Annotated in this window: 13 protein-coding genes and 1 pseudogene; 3 read left to right on the plus strand and 11 right to left on the minus strand. The window is 64.5% G+C overall.

Going from position 1 to position 16,782, the window contains the following annotated elements; genetic code table 11:
* The first annotated feature begins 105 nt into the window (after positions 1 to 105).
* Positions 106 to 1,638: a class I adenylate-forming enzyme family protein gene (locus IRZ12_RS08125; RefSeq protein WP_296466970.1), complete on the plus strand. Its 1,533-nt coding sequence runs from the start codon at positions 106 to 108 to the stop codon at positions 1,636 to 1,638.
* A gap of 59 nt (positions 1,639 to 1,697) precedes the next feature.
* On the plus strand, positions 1,698 to 2,465 hold the full coding sequence (locus IRZ12_RS08130) for an IclR family transcriptional regulator (protein WP_296466973.1): 768 nt from the start codon (positions 1,698 to 1,700) through the stop codon (positions 2,463 to 2,465).
* Between the two features lie 8 nt (positions 2,466 to 2,473).
* Here the strand turns inward: IRZ12_RS08130 and IRZ12_RS08135 are convergent, their stop codons facing one another.
* The 7 genes from IRZ12_RS08135 to mdlC all read right to left on the minus strand — a co-directional run bounded on the left by IRZ12_RS08135 (position 2,474) and on the right by mdlC (position 11,343).
* Positions 2,474 to 3,190, minus strand: coding sequence for an aspartate/glutamate racemase family protein (locus tag IRZ12_RS08135; protein ID WP_296466977.1), 717 nt, complete (start codon positions 3,188 to 3,190; stop codon positions 2,474 to 2,476).
* 31 nt (positions 3,191 to 3,221) lie between these two features.
* On the minus strand, positions 3,222 to 4,190 hold the full coding sequence (locus IRZ12_RS08140) for a tripartite tricarboxylate transporter substrate binding protein (protein WP_296466980.1): 969 nt from the start codon (positions 4,188 to 4,190) through the stop codon (positions 3,222 to 3,224).
* Between the two features lie 158 nt (positions 4,191 to 4,348).
* Complete coding sequence (locus IRZ12_RS08145) at positions 4,349 to 5,998, minus strand: ATP-dependent DNA ligase (RefSeq protein WP_296466983.1); 1,650 nt, start codon at positions 5,996 to 5,998, stop codon at positions 4,349 to 4,351.
* Positions 5,995 to 7,020: a ligase-associated DNA damage response exonuclease gene (locus tag IRZ12_RS08150; protein ID WP_296466986.1), complete on the minus strand. Its 1,026-nt coding sequence runs from the start codon at positions 7,018 to 7,020 to the stop codon at positions 5,995 to 5,997. The genes IRZ12_RS08145 and IRZ12_RS08150 overlap by 4 nt, the downstream gene beginning before the upstream one ends.
* Positions 7,021 to 7,185: 165 nt before the next feature.
* Complete coding sequence (locus IRZ12_RS08155; RefSeq protein ID WP_296466988.1) at positions 7,186 to 8,172, minus strand: tripartite tricarboxylate transporter substrate binding protein; 987 nt, start codon at positions 8,170 to 8,172, stop codon at positions 7,186 to 7,188.
* 80 nt (positions 8,173 to 8,252) lie between these two features.
* Positions 8,253 to 9,704, minus strand: coding sequence for an aldehyde dehydrogenase (locus IRZ12_RS08160; protein WP_296466992.1), 1,452 nt, complete (start codon positions 9,702 to 9,704; stop codon positions 8,253 to 8,255).
* A gap of 37 nt (positions 9,705 to 9,741) precedes the next feature.
* Complete coding sequence (mdlC, locus tag IRZ12_RS08165; RefSeq protein ID WP_296466996.1) at positions 9,742 to 11,343, minus strand: benzoylformate decarboxylase; 1,602 nt, start codon at positions 11,341 to 11,343, stop codon at positions 9,742 to 9,744.
* 108 nt (positions 11,344 to 11,451) lie between these two features.
* Here mdlC and IRZ12_RS08170 point away from each other — a divergent pair, with 108 nt between their 5' ends.
* On the plus strand, positions 11,452 to 12,348 hold the full coding sequence (locus IRZ12_RS08170; RefSeq protein WP_296466998.1) for a LysR family transcriptional regulator: 897 nt from the start codon (positions 11,452 to 11,454) through the stop codon (positions 12,346 to 12,348).
* A 31-nt stretch (positions 12,349 to 12,379) separates the two neighbouring features.
* Here IRZ12_RS08170 and glcF read toward each other — a convergent pair whose 3' ends face one another.
* From glcF to IRZ12_RS08190, 4 genes and pseudogenes are all read right to left on the minus strand, one after another.
* Positions 12,380 to 13,600, minus strand: a complete 1,221-nt coding sequence (glcF, locus tag IRZ12_RS08175; protein ID WP_296467001.1) for a glycolate oxidase subunit GlcF — start codon at positions 13,598 to 13,600, stop codon at positions 12,380 to 12,382.
* 22 nt (positions 13,601 to 13,622) lie between these two features.
* Positions 13,623 to 14,711, minus strand: coding sequence for a glycolate oxidase subunit GlcE (gene glcE, locus IRZ12_RS08180; protein ID WP_296467003.1), 1,089 nt, complete (start codon positions 14,709 to 14,711; stop codon positions 13,623 to 13,625).
* 50 nt (positions 14,712 to 14,761) lie between these two features.
* Entirely contained in the window at positions 14,762 to 16,258 is a 1,497-nt protein-coding gene (locus IRZ12_RS08185; protein WP_296467009.1) for an FAD-linked oxidase C-terminal domain-containing protein, read from the minus strand.
* A gap of 121 nt (positions 16,259 to 16,379) precedes the next feature.
* A pseudogene (locus IRZ12_RS08190) lies at positions 16,380 to 16,682 on the minus strand (FAD-binding oxidoreductase); the annotation flags it as partial.
* Positions 16,683 to 16,782: the final 100 nt, after the last annotated feature.

Below are 16,782 nucleotides of genomic sequence, written 5' to 3' on the forward strand. Positions count from 1 at the left end.
ACATCGGCGCCAGCGGGAAGGCCATTCTAGGAAGAGTTTGTATAGAGCACAATATGTGTTTATTATGAACATACCGTTCCATCGCTTCCTGGATGCCTCACTGGCATGAACGTATCTTCGCTTCTCGAACACGCGGCCAAGACCTGGCCCGACCGCTGCGCACTGATCGACGCCGAAACCGATAGGCATTACAGCTTCCGGGAATTCGTCGGTTCCGTGTTCGAGTGCGCGCACCGGCTGCTCGAGACATTCGACACCAGGCCGGGCGACCGCATCGCGCTGCTGGGCGATGCAACGCCGGGGTTTCTGTTCGCCGACTATGGCGTCATGAGTGCGGGACGCGTGAAGGTATCGCTGGACCCCTCGCTGGCCACGCGCGAGCTGCTCGCCCAGATCCACGACTCCGGCGCACGCGTATTGCTGTACTGCCCTGCCTATGCCCCGCACGTCGATGCGTTGCTGCCAGACCTGCAAGCCGGAGGCATCGAGGCACGCAGTATCGACACCATCGTCCGGGACCAGCCCATGGCCAGGACCACTTGCCCCGTCCAGTGCCAATCGGACTGGATCGCGGCGCTAAATTACACGGGTGGCACGACGGGGATTCCCAAGGCCGTCGTGCATACGCATGGCAGCTACTGTGCTGCACTGCTCAACATCGCCGAGGCTCGCCGCCGCTGGACGGGAGACCGGATGCTCAATGTGCGGCCGCTCTGGCCGATCGCCGCAATACTGTTGCTGGCGCATTTAATGCAGGGCGGCACGCTGATCCTAGGCGCACATTTCGAACCGGGCCGTTTTCTTGAGCTCGTAGAACGGTATCGGCCGACCTGTACCTCGCTCGTGCCTACCCATCTGATCCGGATATTGCGGCGCTGGGAAGTCCAGCGCTCGGACGTGACCTCGCTCGCGTGCATAGAGGTGGGCGCCGCCGCCATGTCGCCGGAACTCTTCGAACGCGCCGTTGCCGCGTTCGGCCCGATTTTCTCCGTCATTTATGGCCTCACCGAGGCGCCGTGGAGCTGTTATCGGCCCCCCTCCTCAGCCTGGGAGCTCCTGGCTGATCCGGTAAACACGCTGGGCCTGGTCGGGGCCACCACCACGACGACCGAAATCGTTGTTTCCGACGGACTAACCCATCTTCCCCCCGGCGTTACGGGCGAAGTGCTGATTCGCGGCCCCCACGTCATGCAAGGCTATTGGAACCAACCGGAACTGACCGCGGCCGTCCTCAAGGACGGATGGTTCCACACGGGAGACCTCGGCTGCCTCGACCAGCATGGCCGCCTGCGCATACAGGGCCGGGCCAAAGCCCTCATCCGGACCGGCGGCAAATCAGTGCAACCCGCCGAAGTCGAAGAAGTCCTCTGCGGCCATCCGGCCGTGCTCGAAGCCGCGGTGGTCGGCGTGGAAGACCTAGAATGGGGAGAAATCGTCGCGGCGGCGATCGTGGCAAGACCCGGCGTGCCAATGAGCGCGGACGACATCCATGCATATTGCCGGGAAAACCTATCCTCGCATAAACGCCCGAAATACGTGCTATTCATGGACGCCCTGCCAAGATCGCACTACGGTAAAGTGTTGACTCGGAAAATTCGTGAAGCGATAGCGGCCAGCCGGACATCCCTGCCGCACTGATGACGGCCAGGCCTGCGGCGCTTGGTACTTTTTCTCATCGAGCACAAACCTTGCAGACGATGCCTGAACTGCCCTCTTCCGACGCCGACGGCGGAGGACGAGTGCAATCCGTAGACCGTGCCTTTGCGGTGCTGCGCGAGCTCACGGCCACGCCCAAGGGGGCCACCGCGCTAGAGCTCTCCCGCCGCACGGGCATAGAACGCACGACGGTCCATCGGCTCCTCAAGACCCTCATCCATTGGGGCATGGTCACCGCACACGAAGGAACGTACGCGCTGGGGCCTGAATGCCTCTTGTTCGCAGCTGGCCATATCAGCCGCCGGGAGATCCGGCGGGCCGTGCTGCCCTACGCGGTCGAACTGCAGGAAAAAGTGCTGCAAGGGCGCTCCGCCCTGGTTTCCATCTCGATACCCGCGCGCGACCGCATCGTCATCGTCGAGCGCATCTGGACACCGCTCACGCCCATGAACGTCATCATCGAGATCGGCGACCAATTCCTGATCGACGAATGCGCCAGCGGTAAATCAGTTCTTTCCACCTACTCGGAAGAACGCTGCATCGCCACCCTGGGCCAGGCCCGCTACGACAAAATACGCCCGGACTTACGCAAGATCCGGCAGGCAGGCGGGTTCTGCATGACCGTCGGCAACTACAAGCGGGGGCTCGCCTCCATCGCCTTGCCGTTTCGAGGACAAAGCACCGAAGCGCTCGGCGCCATCGTGGTTTCCGGGCTCGACCTGGAGGATTGCCTGGATGCGGAGTCCCCCCTCGCGCAGCATCTGCACCGCGCCTGCGAGAACGTCTCCGCGGCCCTTCGGCACGGCTGAAAAGCGCCTCACGCAGGGCGGTAGCGACGCGGGCGCAAGCCGGCGTGGAACCAATTGATGAGCGTCACGCCATCGAACACGGGCACGCCGAAACGCTCGGCAATGTCGGCGCTGAATGGCGTCATATTGGCACACTCCAGCACGATGGCGCCGACCTCCGGATAAGTCCGCAGCAATCGTTCCGCGGCCTCGAGCACCTCCGTGCGCATTGGCTCGTAACGTGGAACGGTATCGCCCGATTTGATGGATGTCACGAATACGGAGTCAGGCGGCATGCCGACCACCGGCGTGCCCGGATGGACGCCGACTGCCTCCAGGTGGCTCGCATGCAGGCTTTCTCGGCTGAACGTGAGAATGCCCACGCGCTTGCCAGGCGCGATCAATCGTTCCGCTAGCGGGACCTGCAGCAGGCTGCTTGCGGCGACGGGTACGCCGCAAGCAGCGGCCAACTCTTGCTGATACAACGCCAGGAAACCGCAAGTCGTCGCGATGCCGTCTACCCCGCCGGCAACCAAGTCGCGTGCCGCGGCCTTGAACGAGTCCAGCAGCCCGGACGATTCGAGCGCCATCATCTTGTCGGGCGTCGCATCCTCCACGATGCGATACTGCACCGGGAAATCCCAGGTTCCGGCATGGCCGACGTCTCCGGGAAGGCGGCAAAACCCCGTCTTCACCATCAAGATGCCGATGGTCACGCCATGGAAAGTCTTCGCACGCCCCGCCATCCTGCGATCTCCTATTCCCGTGCAGCGCCGGTCACTTCGGCTCGATCTTTGCATCGGCCACGGCCTGGGCGTACTTCTTGCTTTCCTGCAAGACGTAATCGCCGAATCGCTTGCCGGTGACCGTCCCGGCGACCATGCCCTGCTTGTCGAGCCAAGCCTTGAAATCAGGCGAAGCGAGCACCTTGGTCAACGCGGACTGAATACGGTTGGATACCGATTCCGGGAGGCCCGCAGGCCCCCACATGCCGTACCAGGACACGAAGTCCATGTTCGGAACGCCTGCCTCTTCGAGCGTCGGCACCGACGGCAGCAAATCGCTGCGACGTCCGCCCGTCACCGCGATCGCCTTCAGGCGTCCCGTGTTCACGAACGGCAGTGTCGTCAGCACCGGATCCATCATCGCGCTGAGCTGCCCGCCGACGATGTCGGTCAGCGCCGGCGCAGAACCCTTGTAGATCACCATGGGAATCGACGTGCCCGTGCGGACGTTGAACGTTTCCATGGCCAAGTGGCCGCCCGACCCGAAGCCGCCGACGCCAAAGTTCACCTTGTCAGGGTGGGCTTTGGCGTACTGGACGAATTCCCCGACCGTGTTAATGCCGCTCTGCGGCGAAACGACGAATACCAGCGGCGTGCTCGCCACCATCCCGACCGGAGTGAAATTCTCATGCAGGTCGAAACGTGGCTTCTCCTTCATCACCAGCGGATTGACGATGACCGTGCTGGCCGTCAACAGCAACACATGGCCATCTGGCTCCGATCCCGCCACGTATTCCGCGCCGATATTGCCGGAGGCACCCGCGCGATTCTCCACGACGACTTGTTGGCCGAGCTCCTGGGACAAGTGGGGAGCCAGCGCCCTCGCCAAGGCATCGACCGTTCCGCCCGGCACATACGGCGCAACGATGCGAATTGGTTTGGTGGGAAAGGCCTGCGCCGCGCTCGCCGCCGACCAGGAGGCAATCACCGCTCCCGCAATGCGGATTGCCCACTTCTTCATTATCGCCATCACGACTTCCTCTTGCCCGTTGATAACCTCGAATCCCCGCTCCGCTTATGTTCATAATTCGCACAACTTGTGCAAATTACGGGTAGAGCTAGGTTATTCGGGAGCCCCCGGCCGGTCAACGATTTTTTCGGAAGATGCTTATGGTCGACTCAACGTCCAGCCTGCGGCAATAGCGCGACCAGCGTTTCGAGCGTATCGGCCTCCTCGACGGCCTTGTCCCGGCGCCAGCGCAGCATGCGGGGGAAGCGCACGGCGACGCCGCTCTTGTGGCGCGTGCTGCGCGCAATGCCTTCAAAGCCGAGTTCGAACACCATGGTAGGCAACACGCTACGCACCGGCCCGAACGTTTCCTGCGTCGTCTTGCGCACGACGGCATCCACCTGTCGGATTTCTTCGTCCGTCAGCCCCGAATATGCCTTGGCAAATGGGACGAGGCGGCGGCCCGGCGTACCGGGCGGCGCGTCCCACACCGCGAAGGTGTAGTCGGTATAAAGACTGGCGCGACGACCATGCCCCTTCTGCGCATAGATGAGGACGGCGTCGACCGAATAAGGATCGACCTTCCATTTCCACCACAATCCGACGTCTTTGCTGCGCCCCACGCCATACTGGCCGCCTGCCTGCTTGAGCATCATGCCTTCCACGCCACGGCTGCGGGAAGATTCGCGCAAGCGCGCGAAATCGTCCCACGAAGCCGCCTGCAGCAGCGGGCTCGGGCGCAGGCACACCGCGCCCACGCCAGCAAGCAATTCATCGAGTTTCCCGCGCCGCTCCCGTTGAGGCCGGCTCCGCCAATCCTCTCCTTCCCACTCCAGCAGGTCGTAGGCCAAGAGCGCCACGGGAGCGTTGCGCAATATGGCCGACGTCAAGCTCTTGCGGCCGATGCGTTGCTGCAGTTGCGCAAAAGGCTGGACCTCGCCTTCTTTGCAGACCACGATTTCACCGTCGATGACGGTACCGTCAGGCAGCATCTCGCCGGCCTGCACCAGCTCCGGAAACCGATCACTGACGAGCTCTTCGCCGCGCGACCACACCCAGACGCCACCGCTGCGCCGAACCAACTGCGCGCGTATGCCGTCCCATTTCCATTCGACGAGCCACTCCGACACCGGTCCGAGCACGCCGTCGAATTCACCGATGTCGAGTTGCAGGGGATGGGCGAGGAAAAACGGGTAAGGCAGGCCGCTTCGCGACCGCTCGGCGCGCACTTCGGAGGAAATCAAATCCAGGTAGGTGTGCGCCGTGGGGCGTGCGCCGAGATCGGTATATCCGACCATGCGCTGCGCCACCTCTTTGGCATCCAGGCCGGCTACCTCCGCCAGCGCGCGCGTCACCGAAAGGCGCGACACGCCTACCCGGAAGCTCCCAGTGATGAGCTTGGTGAAAACCAGGCGACCACGTGCGTCGAGGCGGGCCCAGGCGTCCAGCAAGCGCGGCTTGAGTTGCTCGGGCGCCAGGCCACGCAAAGGAAGCAGGCCGTGTTCCACCCAGGCCGAGAGGCTCGCGTGATCGTGGCCTTCAGACTCCGGAAGCAACAAGGCGATCGTTTCCGCCAGGTCTCCGACGGCCTGGTAACTTTCGTCGAACAGCCACTCCGGGATGTCGGCCGCCTCCCGCGCATACTCCTTGAGCAGCTTGACCGGCACCAGTTGCCGCGGCTTGCCGCCCGCGAGAAAGTACACTGCCCACGCGGCATCAGCGGCGGGCACCTGCTTGAAGTAATCCACCATCGCTGCCTGTTTGCCTCGGCTGGATGTGGTGGATTCGAGCGCAACGTACAAATCGACGAAGGCTTTCATGCCTCACCCGCCGCGGGCTGGAGCTCATCTCCGCCCCCGTCCTCTTCGTCACCGTACTCGGTGCTGAAGGATTCCGCCAGCAGGCCACGTTCGCGCAACCAACGCACCATGGCATGGACGCTGCCATGCGTGACGAACACCCGTTCCGCCCCCGTCGCAGCGATGGCCTGCTGCAGGCCCGGCCAATCAGCATGGTCCGACAATACAAATCCGCGGTCCACGCCGCGACGGCGGCGATTGCCTCGCACGCGCATCCAACCGCTGGCGTAACCGTCCGAATGGTCGGCAAACCGCCGAAGCCAAGGCGAACCCTGGGCCGACGGCGGCGCCAGCACCAACGCCCGACGCAGGAGGGATTTGTCGGCGACCTCGGAGATGCGCAGGGCCGCGGGCAAGGCTACGCCCGCGCGACGGTAGGCGTCGTTGAGCGACGCGACGGAACCATGCACGATGATGGGCCCAACGGAAGCATCCACGCTGGCCAATATGCGCTGTGCTTTGCCGAAGGCGTAGCAATAGAGCACCGAGGGGCGGCCCTGCTCGGCATTCCGGCGCCACCACTCGTTGATCTCACCGAACAGGATGCTGTTCTCCTGCCAACGATAGATGGGCAGCCCAAAAGTGGATTCGGTGATGAAGGTGTGGCATCGAACCGGCTCGAATGACGCACAGGTCGGATCCGGCTCGAGCTTGTAGTCGCCCGACGCCACCCAGACCTCCCCGCGATACTCCACGCGGACCTGGGCGGACCCGAGGACGTGCCCGGCCGGATGCAAAGAGATGCGCACGCCATTGACCGTCACTGGCTCGCCATACCCTAGCGTTTGCAGGGAAACATCTCCGAGCCTGGCCCGCAGCACGGCCTCGCCCGCCCGCGCGGCCAGATAAGCGCCATGGCCCACGCGTGCATGATCCGAATGCGCGTGGGTGATTACCGCGCGCTCGACGGGGCGCCAAGGATCGATGTGAAAACCGCCTGGGGGGCAATACAAGCCTTCCCGGGTGGCGACGATGAGGTCCACGCAAGACTTCCTGGAGGTGGCATATCGCCAGACATGACCACATTATCCTGAAAACCCGCCGCGAACCGAAAAAAGGCTGCGCTGGCCGCGCCGGCGGATGCTGGCGAGCGCCCCGGCGCTGACGGCGGAGCCTCTTGCTAGACGATTCGATGTGCCTTCATCGCATCAATCGCCCACGATCTTGCGTTCACGGATAATCGCGCCGAAACGCCTGGCGTCGTCTTCTGCGCGCTTGCGGAACTGCTCAGGCGTCATCGGCGCCGGATCGCCACCTATGGCCACCACGCGCTCCCGGAACGCGGGCGTGCCGATGATCTTGTTGATCTCGCCATTGAGCCGGTTGATGATTTCCTTGGGCGTACCCGACGGCGCGTAGAAACCGAAGACGGTGTCGGCGTCGAAGCCCTTCAACCCGACTTCGTCCAGCGTCGGCACGTCGGGAAACAGCGGCGAACGGGTCAGGCTGCCGACGGCCAGCATGTTGAGCTTGCCCGCCTGCACGTGCTGCATGGCGATCCCCGGATCGAAAGCGAAATCTATCTGGCCGGCCAGGAGATCGACCAGCGCGGGCGCGGCGCCGCGGTATGGCACGTGTACCACGCTCACGCCCGCCTGGCTCTGGAACATTTCGGCGGCCAGGTGAGGAGAACTCCCGTTGCCTGGCGTGCCGTACGTCACTTTGCCTGGATTGGCCTTGAGGTATGCGATGAAGGATTGCACGTCGGTGGGCAGCTTGCCTGGGCGGGTGACGAGAAACACCTTGACCTTGGCAGCGGCGGCGACGGGGTCCAGGTCCTTGGCGGGATCGAACGACATCTTGGGATAGATGAAAGGATTGATCGACACCATGCCGCCGGAGCTCATCAGCAACGTATAGCCGTCCGGGGCCGAACGTGCGACGGCTTCGCCGCCTATGTTCCCGCCTGCCCCACCCTTGTTTTCCACCACCACGGGTTGGCCCAACACCTCCTGCAAAGGCCCTGTGACCGCCCTCGCGATCTGGTCGGCTGCGCCTCCGGGCGGGAAGTTCACCACGACCTTCACCGGCTTGGTAGGCCATGACTGGGCCGCGGCGCCGAAAGCCGCGGCCCAGCCCAACGCGAACACGCTCAGCCGAGCCACTATGGCTCGCTTGCCTCTTTGACGGTTCATGCTTGTCTCCTGTGTTGTCATGATGAACACCGCACGTCCCGCCCGCCCCGGCCGCGATGACGGCCGGGGCACCCGGGCGTTCAGAACGGATAGTGCCGAGGCGTGGTCTGCACGGTGATCCAGCGCAGCTCGGTGAACTCGTGGATGCCGGCCTTGCCTCCGAAACGGCCGATGCCGCTTTCCTTCACGCCGCCGAACGGCATCTGCGCCTCATCGTGGACGGTCGGGCCATTGACATGGCAGATGCCGGACTCGATGCGCTTGGCCACCTGCATGGCGCGCGCGACATCGCGGCCGAAGACCGCGGAAGAAAGCCCGTATTCGGTGTCATTGGCGCATTGGATGGCGGCTTCGACGCCGCTGACACGCACCACCGCCTTCACCGGGCCGAACGACTCTTCCGAGTAAATCCTCATGTCGCGCGTCACCCGGTCCAGGATGGTCGCCGGCATGAGGGTGTTTTCCGCCTTGCCTCCGCACACGAGCACGGCACCCTTGGACAGCGCATCATCGATCATGGCGTTGCAGCGCTCCACGGTCGACATGTCCACCACCGATCCGAGTACCGCCGGCCCTTTGCGCGGGTCCTGCAGCGGCAGGGACTGGGCCTTGGCCGCGAATTTGGCCACGAACTCGTCAGCCACCTTTTCATCGACGATGATGCGCTCGGTGGACATGCAGATCTGGCCCGAATTGGCGAACGCGCCAAACGCGGCGGCATTGACTGCGGCGTCCAGATCGGCGTCGTCCAGGACCACGAGCGGCGCCTTGCCTCCGAGCTCGAGCACCACGGGCTTGAGATACTTGGCGCAAGTTTGCGCAATGATCTTCCCTACCCGCGTCGAGCCAGTGAAGTTCACGCGACGCACGGCGGGATGCGCGACGGCGGCCTCCACCACAGCACCGGCGTCGGCCGGCGCGTTGGTAACGAAGTTGACCACTCCCGGCGGAAAACCGGCTTCGTTGAGCGCTTCGACGATCAGGCCATGCGTGGCCGGGCACAATTCCGATCCCTTGAACACCACGGTATTACCGCACGCGAGCGGCACGGCCAGCGCGCGCACGCCGAGGATCACAGGCGCATTCCATGGTGCGATGCCCAGTACGACGCCCGCACCCTGCCGCACCGCCATGGCGAGGCTGCCGGGCACATCCGAGGGAATGACCTCGCCGCTGATCTGGGTCGTCAAGGCAGCCGCTTCCTGCAGCATGCCCGCGGCCAGGTGAACGTTGAATCCGGCCCACATCGCCGAAGCGCCCGTCTCGGCCGCCATGGCCTGCGCGAACGCGTCGCCCTTGGCCTCCAAGGCCTGGGCCGCCTTGAGCAACAGCGCTCGCCGCTCGCTGGGGCCGGTGTCGCGCCAGCTCTCGAAGGCGCGTGCCGCTGCCTCGACGGCCTTGACCATGTCTTCCGGCGAGGCGGCCGGCGCGCGCGTGGCGACCGAACCGTCGAGCGGGTTGCGACGCTCAAAGGTCGCATCCCCGGAGGCCGCTGCAGACTTTCCATCGATCAGCATGGCGATCGTTTTCATATCAGTCTCCTGCTTGAAGTAAGGCAGAAGCGGGAAATCAGGCGATTTCCACGTCTACCAGGATGGGAACCGGCGATGCCAGCGCTTGGCGCAGCACGTCCGGCAACTTGGCGGGGTCCGACACCCGTATTCCCTCGCACGCCAAGCCGCGGGCCAAGGACGCGAAATCCAGGTCGGAAAGCTCGGTCCCTGCCAGCGGGTCGCCGGGCTTGAAACCGAATGTCGGTGCAAATTCCGTCAGTGCAGCATACCGCCGGTTGTTCAGGATGACGAAAGTAATAGGCAGCTTGAGCTGTGCGGCAGTCCAGAGCGCCTGGATCGCGTACATGCTGGAGCCGTCGCCGATGAGCCCGATGACTTTGCCCTGCGGCTTGGCAAGGGCCACGCCCACGGCGGCCGGCATGCCGTACCCGAGCCCGCCGCTACACATGGTGTAGAAGGTTTCGCTGCGCAGCATGGGCAGGTATTGGTGCATGATGGGGCGCGCGCTGGGCGACTCCTCCACCACGATGGAAGCGGGATCGCGCACCTCGGCCAAGGTTTGCAGCACATAGGCCGCCGACATGGGCAACGAAGGCTCGGCCCGGGGCACGCGCGCTCTTGGCGCGGGCAGCTCGCGGACGGGCGGAGCCGTGCGCTCCAATAGTTCCCGCACGCCAAGATGGATGCTCCCCACCGCCGCGGTGCCGACGGGAGCCCATGCCGCGACGTTGGGATCGTCGGTTAGCTGCAGCAGCGTCGCACCCTCGGGCACATGCGGGCCGAAACCCTCGACGTGGTAGGTGAAGGCCGGCGCCCCGATCACGAAAATGCAGTCATAGCCGCCCAGCAGGCCCACGATCTTCTCCCGCATGGCGGGCAGGAACCCCATGAATTGCCGATGGTCCTCCGGAAAGCCGCAACGTCCGGACATGGGAGCCACCCACACGCCTGCCTTGTGGCGCTCGGCCAGCTCGACCACGGCGTCCCAGGCCCCGTCGCGATCGACCGAAGCGCCGATGACGAAAGCGGGCCGCCGGGCCCGGTCGAGCGCCGCCGCGATCTCGGCCATCACGGCCGGATCGGGACGCAACGTGTCCCCCACCCGACGCGGCGCCACTGGCTCGCAGGGACGCGACCAATCATCGGCCGGGACCGAGATCAGCACCGGCCCGCGCGGCGGCTGCATGGCGATGTAATAGCCACGCGCGATGGCGAGCGGCACATCTTCCGCACGCGCCGGCTCGCAGCTCCACTTCACATAGGGCTTGGGCAGTTCGGTTGCCTGGGCAGAGTACAGGAACGGTTCGAACGGCAGGATGGAGCGCGCCTGCTGTCCTGCGGTAATGACCAGCGGCGTGCGGTTCTTATAGGCAGTAAACAGGTTGCCCATGGCGTTGCCAACGCCGGCGGCCGAGTGCAGGTTGACGAACGCGGCGCCGCGACGCGCTTGCGCGTACCCGTCCGCCATGCCGACCACCACGCCTTCATGCAGGCCCAACACATAGCGGAAGTCGTCGGGAAAGTCCAAGAACAGGGGCAGCTCGGTCGAGCCGGGGTTGCCGAAAATAGTGGTCATGTCGAAAGCGCGGAGCAATTCGAGCACCGCCTCTCGGACAGTCGTAGTGGCGCCTGCCGCTGTGGGGCTGGAAGGCATCATGAGTCGTCTCCGGGATAGGTCCGGGCCGGGCCCGTCTTTGATGCAAGTATGGCAAGCCGACCCTTGCCTGAACATTGCTTTTTCGAGAAAAAGTCATTACCTTTTGGCATGACCTACGACATCCGGCAACTTCAGGCTTTCCTTGCCGTGGTGCACCACGGATCCCTGGGGCGCGCGGCACAGAAGCTCAACATCACCCAACCCGCGCTCAGCCGCACCATCCGGCGCCTGGAGCAGCAGGTCGGCGCGCCGCTTTTCGAGCGTTACTCCACCGGCATGGTATTGACGAGCTTCGGCCAGGCCTTGCTTCCGCACGCCACGCTGTTGCAGCGGGAAGCCGAACAGGCCACGGAGGAACTCAACGCCCTCCGCGGCCTGGCAAGGGGAACGATACGCGTCGGGGCCGTCGCGAGCGCCGTCAGCCAGGTGCTGCCGATCGCCATCGGCCGCGTGCTGGCGCAGTGGCCCAATCTGCAAGTGCATCTCGTCGAAGGCGTGGGGGATCTCCTCACGGACGCCCTGTTGAACTACGACATCGACCTCGCCATCGGCGTGTCCATGCCCGACACGCCCGAGATCAGCGCCATCCCGGATTGCGAGTGGCACGATACCAGTCACATCATCGCGGCCGCCGGCCATCCACTGCGCAAGCGCGCAAGGCTGAAGCTCGAAGACACGCTCAGCCACAAGTGGGTCCTGCCGCCGCGGGGCACGGCCCCATTCACGGAGCTGACGCATATCTTCACGTCACGCGGCCTGCCCCTGCCCAACGTCGTCATCGAGACGCGCTCCATTCTCGCCATCAAGAGCATGGTGGCGCACGCGGGCTTCCTGAGCTGGATGCCCGAGCCCATGTATCAACCCGAGCGCGCGGCGGGCCTTGCCGATACCCTGCCCGTCCCGGGAGGCATGTTGAAGCGCAGGTTGATGGTGTTTCGCCGCAGCAGGGGCATTCTTCCGCAGCCCGCGGTCAAACTGCTGGACGAACTTCGCTTGATGTTGTGAGCAGCGCTCCGCCGCGCCGGGCAGCGTGCGCTCACAAGGCTGCATCCACGGCTTCTATCCAATGGCGGACGGGGACGTCGGTACCACCTTGCAGGTGCGCCAGGCAGCCGATGTTCGCTGACAGGATGACGTCGGGCTCGACCTGCCGGATCGCCGCCAACTTGCGGTCCCGAAGCTCGCCAGCAATTTTCGGCTGCAGCACCGAGTACGTTCCTGCAGACCCGCAGCACAAGTGGCTTTCGGCAAAAGGCTGCAATGCAAACCCGAGCTTCGCCAAGAGATTCTCGGTCAACGGCCGCAAGCCTTGCCAGTGCTGCAGCGTGCACGGCGGATGAAACGCAGGCCGGGCGGGAAGCGGGCCGGTCAGCTTGCCCGCCAGTTCGTCCGCATGCGGTTCGACGATCTCCGCCACGTCGCGCACCAGAGCGGAAATGCGTTCGGCCTTGGCCGCGTACGCAGGATCATCCTGCAGATGATGCGCGTATTCGCGCACGGTGGCGCCACAGCCCGAGGCATTCGTGACGATGGCCTCTACGCGCCCGGCCTCGATGTCCGGCCACCAGGCATCGATGTTGGCGCGCATCTGGGCCAGCGCGGCGGACTGCTGGTCCAAATGAAATCGCACAGCGCCGCAACACCCGGACCTCGACGCGACCCGGGCCCGGATACCGATGGCGTCCAGCACCCTCCGCGTCGCGGCATCGATGGACGGCATCATGGAAGGCTGCACGCATCCGGCCAACATGAATACCTCCCGCGCATGCTCGCGGCGCGGCACGGGGCCCGGCGCGCGGCGCGGTGGTACCTTGGCGGCAAGCGCGGCGGGCAAGGCCGGACGCACGGCCTGCGCCATCCGCATCGCCACGCCGAACAACGGCGAAGTCAACGCCTTGCCGAGCACGGCGCGCTTGATCTTATCGCCGGGCTCGCGCTCCACCCGCTCGTCTACGAGGCGACGGCCGATGTCGATCAAGTGGCCATATTGCACGCCCGACGGGCAGGTGGTTTCACAATTGCGGCAGGTCAGGCATCGATCGAGGTGACGCTGCGTGCTTTCAGTCACCTCATTGCCTTCGAGCAGCTGCTTGATCAGGTAAATGCGGCCGCGCGGACTGTCCAGTTCATCGCCCAGCACCTGGTAGGTCGGGCAGGTAGCCGTGCAAAAGCCGCAATGTACACACTTGCGCAGGATGGCCTCGGCGCGCTTGCCGTCAGGCGTTTCCTTGATCGATTCCGTTAGCCGGGTTTGCATGGCGTCGCTCGTGTTTGAATCTTTAGAGATCGGGGTACATGCGGCCCGGATTGAACACGCCTTCGGGATCGAATTCGTTCTTGAGCCGGCGATGAATGGCCGCGATGGCGGGCGGGAGCGGATGAAAAACGCCTACCGCCCGTACTTCCTGGGCCGACGAAGCCCGGAAAAGCGTGGCATGCCCGCCGGCTCGCGTAGCTGCAGCGCGCACGGCATCCGCGGCAACCGGGCCAGCCAGCCAACGCTGCGCGCCGCCCCACTCGATCAGCGTCGCCCCCAGCCCCAATGCCGGTGCGGTGGACTTGACGGACAATCGCCATAGCGGCCGCCGCGACAAAAAAGGATGGGTGTGGTCGCGCAAAGAGCGCCACCAAGCCGCCGCCTGCGCTTCCGGGACGACGTCGCCGCCCATTTTTTTCATCGCGGCGGCGACGGCGGCGCCGGCTCCGGACAAACGCACGGTGAGGCGGCCGCGCCCGTCCGCATCCGTATCCCATGCGGTGGCGCTGATGGGAAGCGACTGGCGCCCCCAGGCATTCATCTGGCGCAGCGCTTCCTCTTCCCCCACGGAAAACCGCAGCGTCGTTTCGGCAGCAGGCTTGGGCATGACCTTCAAGGACACTTCGAGTATCACGCCCAGCGTGCCCAACGAACCAGTGATCAACCTCGTGACGTCGTACCCCGCCACATTCTTCATGACGGTACCCCCGAACCTCAACACCCGGCCCTGGGCATCGAGCATGCGCACGCCGAGCACAAAGTCGCGCACGCCTCCGGCCGCGATGCGGCGCGGCCCCGCCAGAGCCGTTGCCACGCAGCCCCCCAGCGTGGCGCCGCCGCCGAAATGCGGCGGCTCGAAAGCTAGCATCTGGCCCTGCTCGGCGAGCTGGGCCTCGACCTGGGTCAACGGCGTCCCGGCACGCGCGGTCAATACCAGTTCCGAGGGCTGATAGTCGATGACCCCGGCGTAAGGCGACATGTCGAGCACGGACTCATGGTCGACCGGCATGCCGTAGAACGATTTGCTGCCACCGCCGTGAATGTAGAGCGCCTTGCCGCCGGCGTTGGCGAGCAGAACGCGAGCGCGAAGATCGGACAACAGTACATCCATGGATGGAATCGTCTCCGGAACGGGCGCCGCGGTGCCGGCGCCCACGATCATCAAAAGCGGGGGATCTCTGGGAAGCGGACCATGCCGCGATGGACGTGGCGCTGACCATACTCATTGCACCGGGCCAAAGTGGGAATGGCTTTACCGGGGTTGAGCAGGCCGGCGGCATCAAACGCATGCTTGACGCCGAAAAAAACATCCAATTCTTCTCGCGCGAACTGAACACACATCTGGTTGATCTTCTCCGTGCCCACGCCATGTTCGCCGGTGATGGTGCCCCCGACCTCGACGCAAAGCTCGAGTATCTCCGCACCAAACCGCTCGGCCCGCTCCACCTGGTCCAGGTCGTTGGCGTCGAACAGGATGAGCGGATGCAGGTTGCCGTCGCCCGCATGGAAGACGTTGGCGCAGCGCAGGCCGTACCTGTGCTCCATCTCCGAGATGGCCGCCAGCACGCGGCTCAAGTGACGCCGGGGAATGGTCCCATCCATGCAGTAATAATCGGGAGAAATCCGGCCTGCTGCGGGAAAAGCATTCTTTCTTCCCGCCCAGAACAACAGCCGCTCGGCCTCGGACCGAGAAACCTGCAAGCGGGTCGCGCCACATCGTGCGAACAAGGTTTCGATGCGCGCAATCTCGTCTTCGACTTCCTCTTCCGTGCCATCGGACTCGCACAGCAGGATGGCGGCCGCGTCGAGATCGTAGCCGGCATGCACGAAGGGCTCGACCATGTGTATGGCCCGCTTGTCCATCATTTCCAGACCGGCGGGAATGATGCCCTCGGCGATCACGCTGGCCACGGCCTCGCCGGCCGCCTCGACCGTGGCGAAACTGGCCATCACGACCCGCGCCACGGCGGGTTTGGGAATGAGCTTGACGGTCACCTCGGTGACGATGCCCAGCATGCCCTCGGACCCAATGATGAGCGAGAGCAGGTCGAACCCGGGCGCATCGAACGCCTCCGAACCGAGTTCGAGTACCTCGCCGTCTATGGTCACCACGCGCACAGCCAGGACATTGTGCACGGTGAGGCCGTACTTCAGGCAATGCACGCCGCCCGAATTCTCAGCGACGTTGCCGCCTATGGTGCAGGCGATCTGGCTAGAGGGATCGGGCGCGTAATACAGGCCGTAAGGAGCCGCGGCTTCGGAAATGGCGAGATTGCGTACGCCGGGCTGGACGACGGCCTGGCGCGCATCAGGATCGATACGAACGATGCGATTGAACTTCGCCATGCCGAGCAGCACGCCTTCGGCATGCGGCATGGCGCCGCCGGACAGCCCCGTCCCCGCCCCACGCGCCACCACGGGCACGCCGAGCCGCTTGCACAGCCGCAGGATATCCCGGACCTGGCCTTCGGTTTCCGGCAAGACCACCACCATGGGCAGCTGGCGGTACAGGGACAAGCCATCGCATTCGTACGGACGCGTGTCCTCTTCCCGAAAAAGTATGCAGTGATGGGGAAGCACGTCGCGCAAGGCCTGAACTACCTCGGCTTGGCGCTTGGCTACGATCGGGTCCAACCCGACTTCTGTTGGGGCGTTCATGCACCTTCTCCAGTAACTTATGAAGATAGCGTGCACCCACCTCGGCCAAAAAGCGTAGAAACCCCAATGCTGCCGTCCTTCGTGGGAGCGGGAACCGGACGCCCGGCTTTCCCGTAAGCCCTCACACGATGGGGGGAGGCAAGACCTTGCCGGGGTTGAGGATGTTCAGCGGGTCGAAAACCCGCTTGATCTGGCGCATGAGGTCGAGCGCGTCCTCGCCGTGCTCTTCGCTCATAAACTGCATCTTGTGCAGGCCCACGCCATGCTCGCCGGTGCAGGTCCCGTCCATGCTGAGCGCCCGGTGTACGAGGCGCCGGTTGAGGGCCTCCGCTTCCAGCCATTCTGCCTCGCTGTCGGGATCCAGCAGCATTTGTACGTGGAAGTTGCCGTCGCCCACGTGCCCCACCATGCAGGTCGGGAAGCTGGGGAAGGTCTGCAAAACCTTCCTGCCAGACTGCCGGGATGGGACAATAGCGACATGAAGCAGATGAGTCTGGAGGCGCCGATGTATACGGGCTTTGAGC

Source organism: Pigmentiphaga sp. (assembly GCF_019689535.1).
In the GTDB taxonomy this organism is placed as follows: Bacteria; Pseudomonadota; Gammaproteobacteria; order Burkholderiales; family Burkholderiaceae_B; genus Pigmentiphaga.

Coding starts and splice junctions, on each gene's coding strand:
- IRZ12_RS08125 (WP_296466970.1), top strand. CDS start 106: ATGAACGTATCTTCGCTTCTCGAACACGCGGCCAAGACCTGGCCCGAC.
- IRZ12_RS08130 (WP_296466973.1), top strand. CDS start 1,698: ATGCCTGAACTGCCCTCTTCCGACGCCGACGGCGGAGGACGAGTGCAA.
- IRZ12_RS08135 (WP_296466977.1), bottom strand. CDS start 3,190: ATGGCGGGGCGTGCGAAGACTTTCCATGGCGTGACCATCGGCATCTTG.
- IRZ12_RS08140 (WP_296466980.1), bottom strand. CDS start 4,190: ATGAAGAAGTGGGCAATCCGCATTGCGGGAGCGGTGATTGCCTCCTGG.
- IRZ12_RS08145 (WP_296466983.1), bottom strand. CDS start 5,998: ATGAAAGCCTTCGTCGATTTGTACGTTGCGCTCGAATCCACCACATCC.
- IRZ12_RS08155 (WP_296466988.1), bottom strand. CDS start 8,172: ATGAACCGTCAAAGAGGCAAGCGAGCCATAGTGGCTCGGCTGAGCGTG.
- IRZ12_RS08160 (WP_296466992.1), bottom strand. CDS start 9,704: ATGAAAACGATCGCCATGCTGATCGATGGAAAGTCTGCAGCGGCCTCC.
- mdlC (WP_296466996.1), bottom strand. CDS start 11,343: ATGATGCCTTCCAGCCCCACAGCGGCAGGCGCCACTACGACTGTCCGA.
- IRZ12_RS08170 (WP_296466998.1), top strand. CDS start 11,452: ATGACCTACGACATCCGGCAACTTCAGGCTTTCCTTGCCGTGGTGCAC.
- glcF (WP_296467001.1), bottom strand. CDS start 13,600: ATGCAAACCCGGCTAACGGAATCGATCAAGGAAACGCCTGACGGCAAG.
- glcE (WP_296467003.1), bottom strand. CDS start 14,711: ATGGATGTACTGTTGTCCGATCTTCGCGCTCGCGTTCTGCTCGCCAAC.
- IRZ12_RS08185 (WP_296467009.1), bottom strand. CDS start 16,258: ATGAACGCCCCAACAGAAGTCGGGTTGGACCCGATCGTAGCCAAGCGC.